10 protein-coding genes are annotated in these 18179 nt (G+C 72.1%); 3 read left to right on the plus strand and 7 right to left on the minus strand.

The window, feature by feature from the left end; all coding sequences use genetic code 11:
• The first annotated feature begins 25 nt into the window (after positions 1-25).
• A complete protein-coding gene (locus tag QSK39_RS23105; RefSeq protein WP_285479859.1) occupies positions 26-1798 on the plus strand; it encodes a maleylacetate reductase and hydroxyquinol 1,2-dioxygenase domain-containing protein in 1773 nt (590 codons plus the stop codon).
• Positions 1795-3537 (plus strand): FAD-dependent monooxygenase, encoded by a 1743-nt coding sequence (locus QSK39_RS23110; protein ID WP_285479860.1) that lies wholly within the window; start codon positions 1795-1797, stop codon positions 3535-3537. Before QSK39_RS23105 ends, QSK39_RS23110 begins: the two co-directional genes overlap by 4 nt.
• A 132-nt stretch (positions 3538-3669) precedes the next feature.
• On the opposite strand, the gene QSK39_RS23115 is transcribed toward QSK39_RS23110, so the two are convergent.
• From QSK39_RS23115 to QSK39_RS23130, 4 genes are all read right to left on the minus strand, one after another.
• Positions 3670-4626 carry a peptidylprolyl isomerase gene (locus QSK39_RS23115; protein ID WP_285479861.1) on the minus strand — a complete coding sequence of 319 codons (957 nt, stop codon included), beginning with the start codon at positions 4624-4626 and terminating at the stop codon, positions 3670-3672.
• A gap of 85 nt (positions 4627-4711) precedes the next feature.
• Positions 4712-6982, minus strand: coding sequence for a glycosyl hydrolase family 95 catalytic domain-containing protein (locus QSK39_RS23120; protein WP_285479862.1), 2271 nt, complete (start codon positions 6980-6982; stop codon positions 4712-4714).
• Between the two features lie 26 nt (positions 6983-7008).
• Positions 7009-9300: a glycosyl hydrolase family 95 catalytic domain-containing protein gene (locus QSK39_RS23125; RefSeq protein ID WP_285479863.1), complete on the minus strand. Its 2292-nt coding sequence runs from the start codon at positions 9298-9300 to the stop codon at positions 7009-7011.
• A gap of 134 nt (positions 9301-9434) precedes the next feature.
• Positions 9435-10067 (minus strand): TetR/AcrR family transcriptional regulator, encoded by a 633-nt coding sequence (locus QSK39_RS23130; protein ID WP_285479864.1) that lies wholly within the window; start codon positions 10065-10067, stop codon positions 9435-9437.
• 46 nt (positions 10068-10113) lie between these two features.
• Between QSK39_RS23130 and QSK39_RS23135 the strand changes: the two genes are divergently transcribed.
• Positions 10114-10956: a class I SAM-dependent methyltransferase gene (locus tag QSK39_RS23135; RefSeq protein ID WP_285479865.1), complete on the plus strand. Its 843-nt coding sequence runs from the start codon at positions 10114-10116 to the stop codon at positions 10954-10956.
• On the opposite strand, the gene QSK39_RS23140 is transcribed toward QSK39_RS23135, so the two are convergent.
• The 3 genes from QSK39_RS23140 to der form a co-directional block, all read right to left on the minus strand.
• Positions 10953-12368: a M1 family metallopeptidase gene (locus tag QSK39_RS23140; RefSeq protein WP_285479866.1), complete on the minus strand. Its 1416-nt coding sequence runs from the start codon at positions 12366-12368 to the stop codon at positions 10953-10955. The genes QSK39_RS23135 and QSK39_RS23140 overlap by 4 nt on opposite strands.
• Positions 12369-12458: 90 nt before the next feature.
• Positions 12459-16403 (minus strand): Pls/PosA family non-ribosomal peptide synthetase, encoded by a 3945-nt coding sequence (locus tag QSK39_RS23145; RefSeq protein ID WP_285479867.1) that lies wholly within the window; start codon positions 16401-16403, stop codon positions 12459-12461.
• Between the two features lie 255 nt (positions 16404-16658).
• On the minus strand, positions 16659-18167 hold the full coding sequence (gene der / locus QSK39_RS23150; protein WP_285479868.1) for a ribosome biogenesis GTPase Der: 1509 nt from the start codon (positions 18165-18167) through the stop codon (positions 16659-16661).
• Between the last annotated feature and the right edge of the window lie 12 nt (positions 18168-18179).

Raw genomic sequence — 18179 nt, forward strand, 5'->3', positions numbered from 1 at the left:
CCACCCCATCCGGATACTCCCTCGCATGACCTCGTTCACCTACGCCGCGAACCCCGTCCGGGTGGTCTTCGGCCGCGGCACGCTCGGCACTCTCGGGGACGAGGCCCGCCGCCTCGGGCTGAGCCGCGTCCTGCTCGTCGGCAGCCCGCGCTACGCCGACACCGCCGCCGACGTGCTCGGCCCGCTGCTGGCCGCCCGCTTCGAAGACGCCGCCATGCACACCCCCGTCGACGTCACCGAACGCGCGCTGAAGGTCGTCGCCGAGCACGACGTCGACGGCGTCGTCGCCATCGGCGGCGGCTCGGCCACCGGGCTGGCCAAGGCGATCGCCCTGCACACCGATCTGCCGCAGCTGATCGTCCCGACGACGTACGCGGGCTCAGAACTCACCGAGGTCCTCGGGCAGACTGCCGACGGCCGCAAGACCACGCAGAAGACCCCGAAAGTCCGGCCCGAGACGGTCATCTACGACGTCGACCTCACGCTCGGCCTGCCCGTGCCCTTCTCCGCCGCCAGCGGCCTCAACGCGCTCGCGCACGCCGTCGAGGCCCGCTACGCCCCCGACGCCAACCCGATGACCGACTTGCTCGCCGCGGAAGCAACGAAGCTGCTCACGAGCGCCCTGCCTCGCATCGCCGAGAATCCGTCCGATGTGGACGCCCGCACCGACGCCCTGCGCGGCGCCTGGCTGGCCGGCACGTGCCTCGACGCCGTTTCGATGGGCCTGCACCACAAGCTCTGCCACCTCCTGGGCGGCAAGTTCGGCCTGCCGCACGCGGAAACGCACGCCGTCCTCCTCCCGTACGTCATGGCCCACCAGGGTCTCGACGACGCCGGTGAGATCTTCGACCTAGCCGCGAGCCTCCCGATCCCGCACTCGCTGGCCGAGCTCGGCCTCACGGAAGCGGACATCGCGGACGAGCCGGAAGCGGCCCTGCTTCGCCAGGCGATCGACGGCACCCGGCCGGCCGCTCCGCCCAGCCTCAAGGCGCTCACGAACCAGGTCGTCGACAGCTTCGCGGGCGCCCCGGACCGCATCCGCGAACTCCTCTCCGACCTCGTCCAGACGCTGCACGGGTACGCCATCCGCACCGACCTCACCCAGGACGAGTGGGAGTACGCGATCGGCTTCCTGACCCGCGCCGGGCACATCACCACCGACACGCGGCAGGAGTTCATCCTGCTGTCGGACACCCTCGGCGTGTCGAGCGTCGTCGACGTCCTGACGAACTCGCGGACGCCGGACACGACGCCGTCGGCCGTGCTCGGGCCGTTCTACGTCGAAGGACCACCCGAGACCCCGCAGGGCGCCGACATCGCGGCGGGACTTCCCGGCACTCCACTGTGGACCGACATCCGCGTCACCGACACCGAGGACCGGCCGGTGCCGGAAGCGGTCGTGGACGTCTGGCAGTCCAATGAGGACGGCTTCTACGACGTCCAGCTGCCCGAGGTGGACGGCCCGGTGCTGCGGGCCCGGTTCCGCACCGACGCCGAGGGCAGGCTGCGCTTCCGGACCATCGTGCCCAGCGCGTACCCGATCCCCTCGGACGGCCCGGTCGGGCAGATGCTCGACGCCGTCGGGCGCCACCCGTACCGCGCACCGCACGTGCACTTCATGATCGCCAAGCCCGGCTACCGGACGCTGATCACGCAGCTGTTCGTCGCCGGCGGCGAGTACCTCGACTCCGACACCGTGTTCGGGGTCAAGGACGGCCTGATCGTCGACTTCACCGAGCGGCCCGGCGGCGGACGCCGGCTCGACTTCACCTTCCGCATCTCTGGGAGCAGCGAATGAGCTACGACACCGACGTCATCGTGGTCGGCAGCGGCCCGGCGGGCGGCTCGGCCGCGCTGCTGCTCGCCACCTACGGCGTGCCGACCGTGCTGGCCACCAAGTACGGCTGGACGGCCAACACGCCCCGCGCGCACATCACCAACCAGCGCACCATGGAGGTGCTGCGCGACCTCGGCGTCGAGGACAAGGCCCTGGCCGTCGGCACGCCGCCGGAGCTGATGGGCGACACCGTGCTCTGCACGTCGCTGACCGGGCCGGAGATCGGCCGGATCGCCAGCTGGGGCACCGGCGACCGGTCGGCGTCGGAGTACACCGCGGCCAGCCCGTGTCACATGATCGACCTCCCGCAGACCTACCTCGAACCGATCCTGGTCAGCGAGGCCGCCGCCCGCGGCGCGAAACTGCGGCTGGACACGGAATTCCTCGACTTCACCCAGGACACCGACGGCGTCACCGCGCGGTTCCGCGACCGCGTGCGCGGCGACGAGTTCACCCTGCGCGCCAAGTACCTGATCGGCGCGGACGGCGCACGCAGCCGCGTCGCCGAGCAGGCCGGCCTGCCGATCGCCGGGCAGACCGGCAAGGCGGGCAGCATGAACATCACGTTCACCGCCGACCTCGCGCCGTACGTGGCGCACCGCCCGAGCGTCCTGTACTGGGTGATGCGGCCCGGCGCGCACCTCGGCGGGATCGGGATGGGCCTGGTCCGGATGGTGCGGCCGTGGAACGAGTGGCTGCTGACCTGGGGTTACGACATTTCGCAGGAGCCGCCCGAGGTCGACGTCGAAGAGGCGACGCGGCTGGTGCGCGACCTCGTCGGCGACGCTTCGCTGGAGGTCGAAATCACCTCGACGTCGCTGTGGACGGTCAACCACAACTACGCGACGGAGTACCGCGCCGGCCGGGTGTTCTGCGCCGGGGACGCCGTGCACCGGCACCCGCCGTCCAACGGGCTGGGCTCGAACACCTCGATCCAGGACTCCTACAACCTCGCGTGGAAGCTCGCGATGGTGCTTCGCGGCGAAGCGGGCGAAGGGCTGCTGGACAGCTACAGCGCGGAACGGGCGCCGGTGGGCAAGCAGATCGTCGACCGGGCGAACCTGAGCCGTGACCAGTTCGGGCCGATCTTCGCCGCGCTGGGCATCACCGGCGACACCGACGCCGACGGCATCACGGCCGGGCTCGAGACCTGCCTCGCGCCCACGGCCGAGGGCGCGCTGAAACGGCGTGAGCTGGAGAAAGCGATCGAGCTGAAGCACTACGAGTTCAACGCTCATGGCGTCGAGATGGATCAGCGGTACGTGTCGGGTGCAGTGCTGCCCGACGGGGTGATGGCGGTTTCCGAACGCGATCCCGAGCTGTTCCACCGGCCGAGCACCGAGCCGGGGGCGAAGCTGCCGCACGCGTGGCTGGTCGGCCCGCACGGCCGCCGGGTGTCCACTTTGGACCTCGTGGGCGGCGGCCGCTGGACGGTGCTGACCGGACTGACCGGGACGGCGTGGCGCGACGCGGCGGCCAAGGTGGGCGCCGAGCTGGGCCTCGACGTGCGCGCGGTGCGCGTCGGCGACCCGGAAGGCCGCGACGCGTACGGCGACTGGTCCCGGCTGAGCGGCATCGACGAGGACGGCTGCCTCCTGATCCGCCCGGACGGCTACGTCGCCTGGCGCCACCGCACGGCCGCCCCGGAAGCGGCAACATCCCTTCTGACGGCGCTGCGCAGCCTCCTCGACCGTGCTTGAAGGGTCGACCGCGTGATCAGAGGGTCGACACGCGTGATTGGAGCGACGACACGGCGGGTCCGGCCGCCGAAGCTCGTGTCGACCCTTCAATCACGCGTGTCGACCTCCCCATCACGCGTGTCGACGCTTCCTTCACGGGGTGGTGACCTGGGTGAAGGTGACCGGGATCTTCGGGGGGCCGCTGCCGTCGCCGATGCCGGGGCGGGACGGGTCGATGCCGCCGCGGGCCACCTTGTCCAGGACCGCCAGGCCCGCGTCGTCGATGCTGCCGAAGACCGTGTACTCCGGCGAGATCTCGACGTCGCCGAAGACCAGGAAGAACTGGGACCCGCCCGAGTCGGGCTGGGCGGTCTTGGCCATGGCGAGGATGCCGCGGCCGTAGGTCAGCTCGGGGAACAGCTCGTCGCGGATCGAGTAGCCGGGGCCGCCCGTGCCGTCGCCGACCGGGTCGCCGCACTGGAGCATCTGCAGCCCGGACGTCACGGACAGCCGGTGGCACGACGTGCCGTCGTAGAACCGCTGCTGCACGAGGCTCACGAAGTTGACCACGGTGCAGGGCGCGAGCGCGCGGTCGAGCGTGAGGCCGATGTCGCCGGCGCTCGTGGCGAGCCGCACGGGAACGGTGCCGGACGACGACGCGGGGCCGTCGGCCGGCGGCGCGACCTTCTTCGGCGCCGGTGACGTCGGGTCCGGGGTGAAGGCGCAGGTCACCGGGTCGGCCAGCGGCTTCGACCGCTTCGGCATCCGGGCCGGGCCGATGGTGGGCACCGTGTACGCGGCGCTCGGGGCGCCGGCCGTCGTCGTCGGCGTGGTGAACGTCGGCGACGACGACGCGGGCCCGGCGCTCGCGCGGTCGTCGTCGCGCAGGAACCCGGGATAGCCCCAGGCCAGGAAGGCCAGCGCCATCACGATGACGACGACGACCGACCCGGTGATCAGCACGACGGCGGCGGGCGAAGTCCTCTTCGGCGGCACCGGCGGCTGCCACGGCGGGTACTGGGAGAACTGCTGGTAGGGCTGCTGCGGGCCGTACCCCGGACCGGGCGGCGCCCCGTTCGGTCGCTCCCCTGGTGGCCCCGGCTCGCTCATCCCCGCTCCCCTCGTCAGGGAGCCCATTCTGCCGGGTGGGCGGGCTCCCCGGGCGCGAACGCGGAAAGCCTGCCCGATCACCCCCTCACGGCAGCCCCCACGGGGTGCTCGCCCCGCCGGGCGCGACCGGCCGCACGCCGAAGTCCGGCCGGTCCCCCTTCCGGTACACGAAGGCGTCCTCACCGCGCCCCAGCTCCACCTGCACGTCCCCGTTGCCCAGCCGCCGCCAGCGCCGCGCGCGACCCCGGGCGTCCGTCACCGTCAGTTCGCCCTCGATACCCGGCCGCAGCACGCACGGCGCGCCCGCCTCGCTGTGCACCTTCAGCCAGCGCGTCTTCCCGCCCGCCCGGGACGCACTGAGCAGGAACGCGCCTTCGGTGCGGAAGTCCCGCAACGCGATGTCGCCCCAGGCCGCGGGTACCGCCGGGAACAGCCGGACCACGCCGCCCCAGCTCTGGACCAGCATGTCCTGCATGGACTTCGCCGCCGACAACGGTGTCTCGATGACCGGCCCCGACTCCTTGTACATCGTGTTCGGCTGGATGTACCGGCGCTGCAGCTCGCCGAGGTAGAACGCCGCCTGCTCGCCGCGCAGCATCTGCGCCGAGATCGACGCCGCCCCGGTGAACGTGTACCCCTGCAGCGCACCCTCGAAGCCGACCCAGTGGTTCAGCGACGTCTCGATGATCTGCCGGTGTTCCGGCTGCTCCCACGTAACGTCGTAGAGCGGGTAGATCTGCAGCATGTGCGAGTAGTGCCGGTGCGACTTCGCGAACGGCACGCCCGCGCCGATCATGTACCCGTTCGCGTCGGCCGGGTAGTCCACCAGCGACGCGAGGACGTCTCGCCACCGGGGCGCCAGCACGTCGCCCGGCGCGGTCTGCAGCAGCGTGCGACAGCCCCAGCGGATCAGCGCCAGATCGTAGTTGCAGTCCGGGGCGTCGACGCCGTACTCGGGCGAGAACGTCGGCGGCAGGTGCAGCTTCCCGTCCGCGCCCGGCGCGAGGAAGTGCAGGTAGTAGTTGATCGCCTTGCGCAGCAACGGGAACAGCGTGCCCCGGAGCAGCGCGACGTCCATCATGTGGCGGTAGGACAGCCACACGTTGTGCAGCGCCCACGTCAGGTTGCCGACCTCCGGGGTCGGCGGGTCCTGCCCCGGGATGCCGACCGGGAACCCGCTCGTCGCGTTCGAGACGCCGTTGAGCAGCGTCATGTCGGTCGTGCGCGGGATGCCCGCGGAATCGGCCTGGTACGGCGACGCGACCTGGCTGGTCAGGTTGCCGCGGTACTTGTCGAGGGCGTGGCTGACGGCGTCCAGCTCCAGGTGGTTCGAGCCGTGGATGAGCCAGTATTCGAGCTGGACGTTGAGGTTCCACCACGTCGCCGGCCACGGCGTGTTCTCCAGCCACGGCCCGGACGTCGCCATCACCGGCGCCTCGCGCCGCGCGGCCGACGCGATCTTGTACAGCTGGATCCAGTAGAAGCCCTGCAGCCGCGTGTCCGGAATGGACAGGAAACTGTGCTGGTAGTAGTCGTGCCACCAGCGCCGGTGGTCCTTCGTCAGCTCACCGAAAGCCGAAGCCCGGCGGACCGTCGAAAGCGCCCGAGCCGCCGACGTCTTCGACGGGTGTGACCACGCCACCGAGGTGTACAGCGTGCGCGCGCCGCCGCGGGTGACCTCCCGCCAGGCCGTCACGTGCTCACCGCCGGCCAGCAGCGGCTGGACGGCCAGCCGCGCGTCACCGCTACCGCTCAGCTGCACCGGCGGGTTCGCGGTGTAGCCGGCCGGCGGCGGCTTGTTCCACACCGGATCGGCCCGCGGGCTGACCGCGACCGCCGGGTGGAACACCCACTTGAACGCCCGTTCCCCCGCGGAGGGCCGGATCTCGACGGCCAGCAGCGACTGTCCGGTGTGGACGATCGCGCGCAGGCTCAGGCTGCCCGCCGCGGTCGTGATCGTGCCGGTCAGCTCGGCGTTCCACAGGTCCATCCGCCAGTCGATCGCGGTGATCGCGCCGACCGGTTCGAGGGTGAAGTACCCGATCGGCAGCCGCGCGAGACCGAACAGCGAGCCGAACTCCGGGCGGTGGTCCTGGACCTGGCTGTGCTGGACGTTGAACCGGATCGCGTTCTGCCCGGGCTCGGCGTAGATGCCGGAGCCGAGGAACCCGTTGCCCAGGAACGGACCCTCGTACCAGGTCTTCGGCGCCCGCCGCCAGTACAGGTCCGCGGTGCCGAGGAACCCGGCCCAGCCGAAGTCGTCGCTGCCGGGCACGTCGGCGAAAGCAGGGGTGACGCCGACCGCCGCGATCCCGGCGAGCGCCCCGCCGAGCACGGTCCTTCGGGTGATGTCCATTCCGACCTCCTTGTCGAAAGCGGGATTCAGCTGGGCAGGCCCCAGGCCGGCGCGGGGCCGAGCGCGGGGACGTCCCGGGGTGCGAAGTCCGGCCGCCCGCCGCGCGGGGTGACGACGGCGGTGCCGCCGCGCCGCAGCCCGATCGCGATCCGCCCCGGCCCGGCCGGGCGCGACGGCAGCCGGCGACCGTGCTCGTCCCGGACGTCGACGTCCCCGGCGACGCCGTGCTGCAGCACCAGCGGCTCACCGGCTTCGCTGTGCACGCGCACGAACTCGGTCTTCCCGTCGCGGCGGGAGGCGTCCACCAGGAATGCGCCTTCCGCGCGCAGGCCCGCGATCGAGGCGTCCCGCCAGGTCGCCGACACCGACGGGAAGACCTTGAGCACGCCACCGGACCCCTGCATCAGCATGTCCACCACGGACTGCGCGGCGGTGATCGGGCTCTCGATCGCGAAATTGCTGCCCTCGCGGTACATCGTGTTCGCGGTCAGCTCGGTGTCGGCGACGACGTTGCGGTCGAGGAAGAACTTCAGGTAGCGCAACGCTTCCTCGGGCGCGTCCATCACCGACGACATCGACGACGCGGCCGCGTAGCTGTAGCCGTGCCAGGCCTTCTGGTCGGCCGTCCAGTGGGTGAACGTCCGCGTCATGAGGTCGCGGTCACCCGGCCGGTCCCAGACCTTCTCCCGCAACGGGTACAGCCACAGCAGGTGCGAGAAGTGCCGGTGCGACTCGGCGAGCGGGACGCCGTCGCCGATCAGCACGCCGTTCGCGGGGTCTTCGTGGTAAGGCACCAGTTTCGCGCCGATCTCCCGCCAGATCGGGACGCGGGGTTCGTCGAGACGCAGGATCCGCGCGGTGTCGACGAGAGTGCGGGCGGCCCAGCGGATCAGCGACAGGTCGTAGGTGCAGTCGGCCGCGTCGGCGTACTCCGGCGACCGGGTCAGCGGCAGGTGCAGGTACCCGTCCGGCCCGGTGGAGAGGAAGTGGCGGTAGAAGTTCAGCGCCTTGGCGAGCGTCGGGTACAGGACGTCGCGCAGTACCCGCCGGTCCAGGTGGTGGCGGTAGGCGAGCCAGACGTTGTGCAGGCCCCACAGCAGGTTCCCGGTCTGGTCCGTCTTGGACGTCGTCCCGGGGACGCCGACCGAGCGCGTGCCACCGGGCCGCAGCCGCCAGTCTCCCGGGTGCGAAAGGGCGTAGGTGTCGCCGTCGCGGTAGGCGGGCGGCACGGACGTCTCGAGGTTCGCGTGGTCGCGCCGGAAGGTCTCGGTGACGGCGTCGAGCTCCGGGTGGTTGCTGCTGTTGACGATCGGGTAGGTGACCTGGACATTGAGGTTCCACCAGACCGCGGTCCAGCTGTTGCCGACCTCGGGGAACCACGGTCCCCACTCGGACACGACCGGCCCGCCCGCCCGCGTGGCGGCCGCGATCTTGTAGAGCTGGATCCAGTAGAACCGCTGGACCTGCTTGTCCGGCACCGAAACGAAACTGCGCGCGTGGTAGTCGTTCCACCAGCGGCGGTGGCGGGCGAGCAGGGCGTCCGGGTTCGCGGCAAGCGCTTTCCGGGCGGCCGCGACGGCGTCCGCCGTGTGTGTCGTGCCCGGGAAGCCGTAGGCGACGGTCGCGGCGAACAGCCGTCGCGCGCCGATCGTGCGCTCGCGCCAGGCCGTCGTGTAGCCGCCCCCGGCGAGCATCGGCTGCGCGCAGTACCCGTCGCCGAGCTCGGGCGCGGGGTTCGCGACGTACTCGGGCGGCTTCCGGACGGTCCGGGTGGTCGCCGACTCCAGCGGCTGGAACGCCCACGCCGCACCGGTCTCCCCCGCGCTCGGCGTCAGCGAGACGAGCAGCACGCCCAGGTCGTTGAGCACGACGGCGGAGAACGCGACCGAGCCCCGGGTCGTGGTGATCGTGCCGCCGAGCTCGGCGTTGTAGAGGTCGAGCGTCCAGTCGACGGCGGTGATCGCACCGGCGAACGTGAGCGTGAGGGCGCCGATCGGCAGGCGGGACAACCCGATCCCCGCCTCCCACTGGACGCGCTGATCCTGCACCTGGGTGTGGCTCAGCATCACCTTGAGGACCTGCGGCGTCTTCCCGGCGTAGACCTGCACGCCGAGGTAGCCGTTGGCGAGGAACGGGCCTTCCTGCCAGTTCTTCGGGAGCCGCTTCCAGACCATGCGCGCGTCGGCGGCGACGTCCCGGTGCGGGTCCGCCGCGGCCAGCGCCGGCGGGGCCGCGCGAGCCCACAGGCCGCCGAACGCGGCGGCTCCCGCCACGACCGAGGCGGAGCGGAGCACAGTACGCCGCGACACTGCGTCCATGAAGCGTCCTTTCGGATTCGTACTACGTTTCAGGAGATCCACAGGCGGCGTGCGGCCATATTTGCAGACAGAGCCCCATAAGGCCAGAGTGGTTCACCCAGAAAGCGGTAGATACATCCGATGTATCGAGCGAGTCAGCCCTGGCAGAGCTGGGACGCCAGGGTGCCGGCCGCCCAGTTCTCCCACCGCTCCGGTGACCAGCCGCGGTCGCGGACGAACACCTGGTAGAGCTCCGGGCTGAGCAGGCCGAACAGCAGGTCGGCGGCGTGCTCGGCGGTCACCCCGGCGCGCGCCCCCGGCTTGGCCACGAGGGACCGCGCGGCTTCGCGGTGGACGGCGAACCGCGGGTCGGCGTCTTCGGCCCACTGCCCGGCGAGCGCCGGATCGGCCGCGGTCGCCGCGCGCAGCATTTCGACGATCGGGGCGACGCGCTCCAGGATCCCGCGCGTGCCCTGGACGTGCAGGCGCAGATGCGCTTCGGCGGTCTCGGCCGCGAGGACCTCCTGGAACCACGGCCGATCCATCGTCGCGACCGGTTCGAGGTCGCCCGCGATCGCGACGTCGACCAGTTCCTTGAGCAGCACGCGCTTGTTGCCGAAGGTGAAGTAGATCGTCTGCACGGCGACGCCGGCCCGGTCGGCGATCTCCTTGAGGGTCGTCGCGCCGTAGCCGTTGCCCACGAACAGCTCGCGGGCCGCTTCCAGCATCCGCCGGCGCGTCCGGGGCGCGTCACGGACCCGTTTCTGCCCGTCCTTGCGCTGCACCATTACTGGAGTGTACATCTAGAGCTTGACTCTAGTACCGGAGGTCCGCATGCCCGCCATCGCCAACGCCCGGCAAGCCGAAGCCTGGAACGGCTGGGAGGGGGTGCACTGGGCGCAGAACCGCGCCCGCTACAACGCGATCGTCGGCGCCTTCAACGACGCTCTCTTCCACGCCGCCGCGATCGCCCCGGACGACCGGGTCCTCGACGTCGGCTGCGGGACGGGCCACGTCACGCTGCTGGCGGCACGGCAGGCCGGGCGGGGAAGCGCCGTCGGCGTCGACCTTTCGGCCCCGATGCTGGAGCGTGCCCGCGCCGACGCGGCGGCCCAAGGCCTCGCCAACGTCCGGTTCGAGCAGGGAGACGCCCAGGTCCACCCGTTCCCGGACGCCGGCTTCGACGTCGTGCTCAGCCGGGGCGGGGTGATGTTCTTCGAGGACGCGGTCGCCGCGTTCGCCAACATCCGGCGCGGACTGCGGCCCGGCGGGCGGCTGGTCTTCATCGGCCCGCAGGGCGGTGGGCCCGACAGCGACTACGCCCGCGCCACCCGCGCGCTCAAGCCCTTGATGCGCGCACCGTCGCCCGCGTCGCGGGGCATGGGATCACTGGTCGAGCCCGCCCGCATCCGCGAAGTGCTCGACGCGGCCGGGTTCGCCGACGTCGACGTCGAGCCGGTCACCGCGCCGATGGACTACGGCCGTGACGCCGCCGACGCGGCCGGGTTCATCCTCGGCCAGGGGCCGGTGCGCAGCAATCTGGCCGGACTCGACCCGGAGGTCGTGGAGCGGACGCGGGAACAGCTGCGAGCGGGGCTCGAAGCGTTCGAGACGCCGGAAGGTGTGCGCATTTCGGGCGCGGTCTGGCTGGTCAGCGCCACCCGTGGCGGGTCCTAGACGCCCGGCAACGGGGGCAACGCCGGCGTCTCCAGCCAGCGTGTGAAGAACGCGTCCAGCGAGCGGGCCGCGTACGCCTCCGCCATGGCGACGAACCCCTCCGTCGTGACCAGGCCGTGGCGGTGTTCGCCCGTCCACGCCTTCAGCAACGCGAAGAACGCCGGGTCGCCGATCTCCGCCCGGAGCGCGTGCAGGGTCAGCGCGCCGCGCTTGTAGACGCGCTCGTCGAACATGCGGGACACGCCCGGGTCGGCGATCCGGACGTCCGCCGGCTTGGCCTTGATCCGCGTGTGCCAGCCACGGGCCAGCGTCTGCGCGGACTGCCCGCCGGACTCCTCCGACCACAGCCACTCGGCGTAGGTCGCGAAGCCCTCGTTGAGCCAGATGTGGCGCCAGTCGGCCACCGTCAGGCTGTTGCCGAACCACTGGTGGGCCAGCTCGTGCACCACGAGCCGCTCGTGGGTGCGGCGGCCGTCGACGTGGTTGGCGCCGAAGATCGCCATGCCCTGCGCCTCGATCGGGTCGTCGAGGTCGTCGTCGGTGACGACGATGACGTACTCGCCGAACGGGTACGGGCCGAACAGCCGCTGCAGCATCTCCAGCATCCGGCCCTGCCGCCCGAAGTCGCGCTCGAACAACCGGCGCAGCCGCGGCGGCACGGCCGCCCGCTGCGGTACCGATTCGAGGACCGACTCGACGCGGCCGTGCCCGAAGCCGACCATCAGCCGGCGCGCGCTCACCCCGGTGTGCGGGAACCAGCCGCGGCCGGACAGCTCGAGCTCGTCGTAGCGGCCGATCTGCACGCTCATCAGGTACGTCGCCGTCGGCTCGGGACGCTCGTACACCCACCTCGTGGTGCTCGCCGCGGTGTAGCGGTCCACCAGGTTGCCGGTGACCGCGACCAGGTACGGCGACGCCGTCGTCACGGTGACGCGGTAGGTCGCCTTGTCCGACGGGTGGTCGTTGCACGGGAACCACGACGGCGCGCCGACCGGCTGGCTCGCCACGAGCGCGCCGTCGGTCAGCTCGTCCCAGCCGACGTCGCCCCAGCGGCTGCGCACCGGGCGTGGGTTGCCGACGTAGTGCACCTCGACGAGGAACGCGGCACCCGCCGCGATCGGCTTCGCCGGCCGGACGTGCAGCTTCGCGCCGCGCTTCAGGTACTTCGCGGGCTTGCCGTCGACCAGCACGCGGTTGATCCGGAACTCGCCGAAGTCCAGGCTGACGCGGGAAAGCGCCTGCGTCGCCTCGGCGGTGAGCACCGCCGAGGCCGAGAGCCGGTTCGGCGCGACCTTGTAGTCGAGGTTCAGGTCGTAGTGCCGGACCCGGTAACCACCGTTGCCGTGGGCGGGAAGGTAGGGATCACCGGAGGTGTCCGCGCCGGGTGCCGGAGCGGGAGCCTTCGAAATCACCCGTGTCGAACCTTTCCTCGTGCCGACGTACCAAACCAGGCTCGCACGGACGGGTGAGTCCGGCGAGCCAGGCGGGTACTTCGTGACCTTCTACTTACCCGTCCACGCGGAGATCGGGTTGCCGAGCCAGCGGGTGTCGGCGGGCACCTCGTCGCCACGGGTCACCAGCGACCCCGGGCCGACCGTGGTGCGGGCGCCGATGCCGGCGCCCGGCAGCACGATGCCGTGCGGGCCGAGCGTCGCGCCCTGGCCGAGCACCACCCGCGACATGCTCATGATCCGGTCGTGGAACAGGTGCGTCTGCACCACGCAGCCGCGGTTGATCGTCGCGCCGTCACCCAGCTCGACGAGGTCGGCCTCGGGCAGCCAGTACGTCTCGAGCCACACGCCGCGGCCGATCTTGACACCCATCGTGCGCAGCCAAGCGCTCAGCAGCGGGGTGCCGCCGATCGAGCCGATCAGCCACGGCACCGCGAGGGCCTCGACGAAGGTGTCGGCCAGCTCGTTGCGCCAGACGAAGGAGCTCCACAGCGGGTGGTCGACCTCGCGGAACTTCCCGACCAGCAGCCACTTCATGACGGTCGCGGTCAGCGCCGCGACGATCCCGGCGCCCAGCAGGGCAGGCCCGGCCAGCAGCGCGGCGACGCCGAACCCGGCCGCGGAAGCGACCCACAGCAGCCCGAAGGCGACCGAGACGGTCAGCGCGACCCCGCACATGACCGGGACGATCCGGCAGAGCTCGACCAGCGCCCGGGCCGCCTTGAGGTGCAGCGCCGGGGTGTAGGTGCGGCTCGTGTCGGCGTCGCCGATCGCGCGGCGCACCGGCAGCGGCGGCATGCCGAGGTACGACGAGCCCTTCTTCGCCTTCAGCGGCGTCGAAGAGAGAACACCCACGAGCCCGCGCTTCGGCACCGAACGGCCGGGCGCGGTCATCCCCGAGTTGCCGAGGAAGGCCTGCTTGCCGATCCGCGCCGGGGCGACGTGCAGCCAGCCGTGGCCGAGCTCGTAGGTGGCGACCATGGTGTCGTCGGCCAGGAACGCGCCGCTGTCGACCTTGGTCATCTTCGGCAGCGCCAGCACGGTCGACGCCTCGACGTTGCGGCCGACCTTCGCGCCGAGCAGCCGCAGCCACACCGGCGTGAACAGGCTGGCGTACAACGGGAACAGGCCTTCGCGGGCCATGCTCATCAGGCGTTCGGTGGCCCAGACCTGCCACGCGACGCGGCCGTGCACCGGGTGGTAGCCCTCGACCATGCCGATGCTCAGCGCCCGGACGCCGGCGAGCACGAGCAGCATGTACGCGGCGAAGTACGCCACGGTCGCGACCGGCACGAAGATCAGCGCCTGGACGAACGCGGCCAGGAGCGTCGGCGCACCGGCGATCGCGTAGCCGAGCACGGCGACACCGGCCAGCGCGGCGATGCCGGGGAGGAAGCCGAGGAGCAGCGAGGTCGCGCCGTAGACGGTGGCCCAGAAGTGCGACCGCGGCGGGCGGCTCGACGGCCACTTCAGGGCGTCACGCTCGTCCTTGGCCACGCGCGCCGCCGGCGAACCGGCCCAGCGCTGCCCGGCCGGGACGGCGCCGCGGACGGTCGACCCGGCCGCGATCTCCGCGCCCTTGCCGATCCGGACGCCGGGGAACAGCGTGCTGCGCGCGCCGATGCGGGCCTCCGCGCCGACGCGGACCTTGCCGATGTGCACGACGTCGCCGTCGACCCAGTGACCGGTCAGGTCGACCTCGGGCTCGATCGCCGCGCCGCGGCCCAGCTTGAGGAAGCCGGTGACCGGCGGCGGCGAGTGCAGGTCGACGTCCTTGCCGATCCGCGCGCCGAGCGCCTTGGCGTAGGTGGTCATCCAAGAGGCGCCGGCGACGCTGTCCGCGCCGCTGAACTCGGCGAGCTTCTCGGCCGTCCACAGTCGCAAGTGGACACTCCCGCCGCGCGGGTAGGTGCCCGGGCGCACACCGGAGAGCAGCACGCGCGCACCGCCCGCGGCGATCGCGATCCGGCCCGCGGGGCTGAACAGCGCCACCCAGGCCAGGGCGACCCACGCCCAGTCCAGCGTCGGCGCCCAGGCGAACCCGAGCAGCGCCAGGATGTTCGACAGCGCGGCGGCCAGCGTCGCCCAGCGCAGCCCGACGAGGCCCATGAGCGGAACCGTCAGGAGGGTCTGGATGACGCCGGCGCGCCGCGGGGTCGGCGCGATGTCCCGGCGCTCGGTGGCCTGGCCGCTCAGCGCGTCCAGCATCGCGGCCAGCGCGCCCAGCTTGGGGTGGGCGTAGACGTCGGCGACCGACACCTGCGGGTGCCGGGTGCGGATGCGCGCGACGACCTGCGCGGCGGTCAGGCTGCCGCCGCCGTGGGTGAAGAAGTCGGCCTTCGGGTCGTCGACCGACACGCCGAGGATCTCGGCCCAGCCTTCGGCGAGCCACGTCTCGGTCGGCGAGAGCCCGGTGGCGTCCACTGTGGACAGCGGCCACGGGAGGGCGGCGCGGTCGACCTTGCCGGAGGTGCGGGTCGGCAGGTCTTCGACGACGGCGAGCAGCGGGACCAGCGCGGCGGGCAGGTGCTCGCGCAGCCGGGTCGCGGCGGCGTCTTGATCAAACCCAGTCTGGTTGAACGGGACTCCGGACGCCGGCACGACGTACCCGACGAGGACCTGGTTGCCGGCCTTCGTGCGGCGGATCGCGGCGGCCGCGCCCTGCACGCCCGGCAGGGCCTGCAGCGCGGCGTCGACCTCGCCCAGCTCGATGCGGCGGCCGCCGAGCTTGACCTGCTCGTCGAGGCGGCCGAGGAACAGCAGGCCCTCGGCTTCGGCGCGGACCATGTCGCCGGAGCGGTAGGCGCGCTGCCAGCCCAGCGACGGCAGGGCCGCGAACTTCTCGGCGTCCTTCTCCGCGTCCAGGTAGCGGGCCAGGCCGGCGCCGCCGATGACCAGCTCGCCGGTGTCGCCCATCGCGACCGGGCGGCCCTCGTCGTCGACGACCGCGAGCTGCCAGCCGGCCAGCGGCAGGCCGATCCGGACCGGGCCCTCGCCGGTCAGCTGCGCGGCGCAGGCGACGACGGTGGCCTCGGTCGGGCCGTAGGTGTTCCAGACTTCGCGGCCTTCGACGGCGACGCGCTCGGCCAGCTCCGGCGGGCACGCTTCGCCGCCGAAGATGAGCAGGCGGACGTCTTCGAGGGCGTCGGCGGGCCACAGCGCGGCCAGCGTCGGCACGGTCGAGACGACGGTGATCTGCTGCGCGACCAGCCACGGGCCGAGGTCGACACCGGTGCGGACCAGCGCGCGGGGCGCCGGGACCAGGCAGGCGCCGTGGCGCCAGGCCAGCCACATCTCTTCGCAGGAGGCGTCGAAGGCGACGCTCAGGCCGGCCAGGACGCGGTCGCCCGGGCCGATCGGCTCCTCGGTGAGGAAGATTCCGGCCTCGGCGTCGACGAACGCGGCGGCACTCGCGTGGCTCACCGCGACGCCCTTGGGCTTGCCGGTGGAGCCGGAGGTGAAGATGATCCACGCGTCGTCGGCCGGGCCGGGGACACCGGTGCGGCCACCGGGCGTGCTGTGGACGGAGATCCTGCCGTCGGTGGCCACCGCGGCCACCTGGGCCTCTTCGAAGACCAGCTCGGCACGCTCGTCCGGGTCGTCCGCGTCGACCGGCACGTAGGCGGCGCCGACGGACAGGGTGGCGAGGATCGCGACGTACAGCTCGGCCGTGCCGGACGAGATCCGGATGCCGACGCGGTCACCGAGGCCGACGCCGTAACCGCGCAGGCGGCGGCCGTAGACGTCGATCTCCTCGAGGAGGCGGCGGTAGGTCAGCGTCGTGGTGCCGTCGTCGATCGCGGCGGCGTTGGGGTGGCGCTCGGCCGTGGCGGCCAGGACGTCGAGCAGGGTGCGCTCGCTGGCGCCGAGGCCGGACCAGAACAGGGCGCGGTCGGCGACCGGGGCCGTCGACGGCGCGTGCGTCACCTCGGCGACGCAGGTCAGCGGCGCGGTGATCTCCGCGGCCGATTCGGCGGGTTCGATCGTCACGGTCATCGGGCGTACCCCGCGACCACGACGAAGACGTGCAGGGACGAACTATGGGCGCGCAAGCCCATCACTCACCTTCCGCGAGCCTCACCGGGCTTGCACTCCTGAATGAGGCGCCCGCAACGACCCTTCACCATACCCGCAGATGAAGGAAAGATATCTACGAGGTCACGACGGAGTGTCGGACCTCACCACCACCGCCCTGACCAGCGTGATCCAGGTCGCATTCGAGAAGATCACGCCGGCCGGGGCGTCAGGAAATCACCGGGATTTGGCGGGCCTGGCCGCTTTTCCGCCGACCTTCGGTTTCGCCTTCTTTTCGCGGACGCGCACATTCACCCGAACGGGGCTGCCTTCGAAGCCGAACCGCTCGCGGAACTTGCGCTCGATGAACCGGCGGTAGCCCGCCTCGAGGAAGCCGGTGGTGAACAGCACCAGCGTCGGCGGCCGGATGCCGGCCTGCGTCGCGAACAGCACCTTCGGCTGCTTGCCGCCGCGGACCGGCGGCGGGGTGGCCGCGATCAGGTCGGACAGCCAGGCGTTGAGCTGGCCGGTCGGCACCCGCTTGTCCCACGACGCCAGCGCCGTCCGCAGCGCCGGGGCGATCTTGCGCACCGAACGCCCGGTCAGCGCCGAGACGTTGACCTTCTCCGCCCACGGCACGCGGACCAGGCCGCGCTCCAGCTCGCGGACCATCGCGTGCCGGCGGTCCTCGTCGACCAGGTCCCACTTGTTGAACGCGAGCACGCACGCGCGGCCGGCCTCGACGACCATGGTCAGCACCCGCAGGTCCTGCTCCGAGATCGGCTCGGCCGCGTCCAGCAGCACGATCGCGACCTCGGCCGCGTCGATCGCGGTCTTGGTGCGCAGCGAGGCGTAGTACTCGGCGCCGGCGGCGAAGTTGACGCGCTTGCGCAGGCCCGCCGTGTCGACGAACCGCCAGGTCTCGCCGTCCAGCTCGACCAGCGAGTCGACCGGGTCGACGGTGGTGCCCGCGACCGAGTCGACGACCGAGCGCTCCTCGCCGGACAGCTTGTTCAGCAGGCTCGACTTGCCGACGTTCGGCTTGCCGACCAGCGCGACGCGCCGCGGGCCCGACGTCACGGCGCCGCCTTCGCGCGGCGCCTCGGGCAGGGTCTTGAGGATGGCGTCGAGCAGGTCGCCGGAGCTGCGGCCGTGCAGCGCGCTGACCGGGTGCGGCTCGCCGAGGCCGAGCGACCACAGCGACGCGGTGTCCGCAAGCAGCCGGTCGTCGTCGACCTTGTTCGCCACCAGCAGCACCGGCTTCTTCGAGCGGCGCAGCACCTTGGAGGCGGCTTCGTCGGTGGCCGTGGCGCCGACCGAGGCGTCGATCACCAGCAGGACCGCGTCCGCCGTCTGCATGGCCAGCTCGGCCTGGGCGGCGACGGACGCCTGCAGCCCGGTCGCGTCCGGTTCCCAGCCGCCGGTGTCGACCAGGGTGAACTTGCGCCCGCCCCAGTAGGCGTCGTAGGCGACGCGGTCGCGGGTCACGCCCGGCACGTCCTGCACCACGGCTTCGCGGCGGCCGATGATGCGGTTGACCAGCGTGGACTTGCCCACGTTCGGCCGGCCGACCACGGCGAGCACCGGCTGCGCGAGGGCGGCCTCCTCGGCCGCTTCCGCCGCGTCGATCTGCGCGTCGAGCCTGGCGAACTCGGTCTCGTCCGACCAGGTGCCGTCGACTTCGCCGACGCTGTCCAACGCCGCCGACGCACTCTTCTCCGCGGAGGCGGAATCAAACTCAGCCATCACAACCCAATT

Origin of the sequence: Amycolatopsis sp. NBRC 101858, from assembly GCF_030269325.1 — a bacterium.
Taxonomy (GTDB): Bacteria; Actinomycetota; Actinomycetes; order Mycobacteriales; family Pseudonocardiaceae; genus Amycolatopsis; species Amycolatopsis ponsaeliensis.

Excerpts from the sequence above, each read along its gene's own strand:
- QSK39_RS23145 (WP_285479867.1), bottom strand. The coding sequence starts at position 16,403 with ATGACCGTGACGATCGAACCCGCCGAATCGGCCGCGGAGATCACCGCG.
- QSK39_RS23130 (WP_285479864.1), bottom strand. The coding sequence starts at position 10,067 with ATGGTGCAGCGCAAGGACGGGCAGAAACGGGTCCGTGACGCGCCCCGG.
- QSK39_RS23115 (WP_285479861.1), bottom strand. The coding sequence starts at position 4,626 with ATGAGCGAGCCGGGGCCACCAGGGGAGCGACCGAACGGGGCGCCGCCC.
- QSK39_RS23120 (WP_285479862.1), bottom strand. The coding sequence starts at position 6,982 with ATGGACATCACCCGAAGGACCGTGCTCGGCGGGGCGCTCGCCGGGATC.
- QSK39_RS23105 (WP_285479859.1), top strand. The coding sequence starts at position 26 with ATGACCTCGTTCACCTACGCCGCGAACCCCGTCCGGGTGGTCTTCGGC.
- QSK39_RS23135 (WP_285479865.1), top strand. The coding sequence starts at position 10,114 with ATGCCCGCCATCGCCAACGCCCGGCAAGCCGAAGCCTGGAACGGCTGG.
- der (WP_285479868.1), bottom strand. The coding sequence starts at position 18,167 with ATGGCTGAGTTTGATTCCGCCTCCGCGGAGAAGAGTGCGTCGGCGGCG.
- QSK39_RS23125 (WP_285479863.1), bottom strand. The coding sequence starts at position 9,300 with ATGGACGCAGTGTCGCGGCGTACTGTGCTCCGCTCCGCCTCGGTCGTG.
- QSK39_RS23110 (WP_285479860.1), top strand. The coding sequence starts at position 1,795 with ATGAGCTACGACACCGACGTCATCGTGGTCGGCAGCGGCCCGGCGGGC.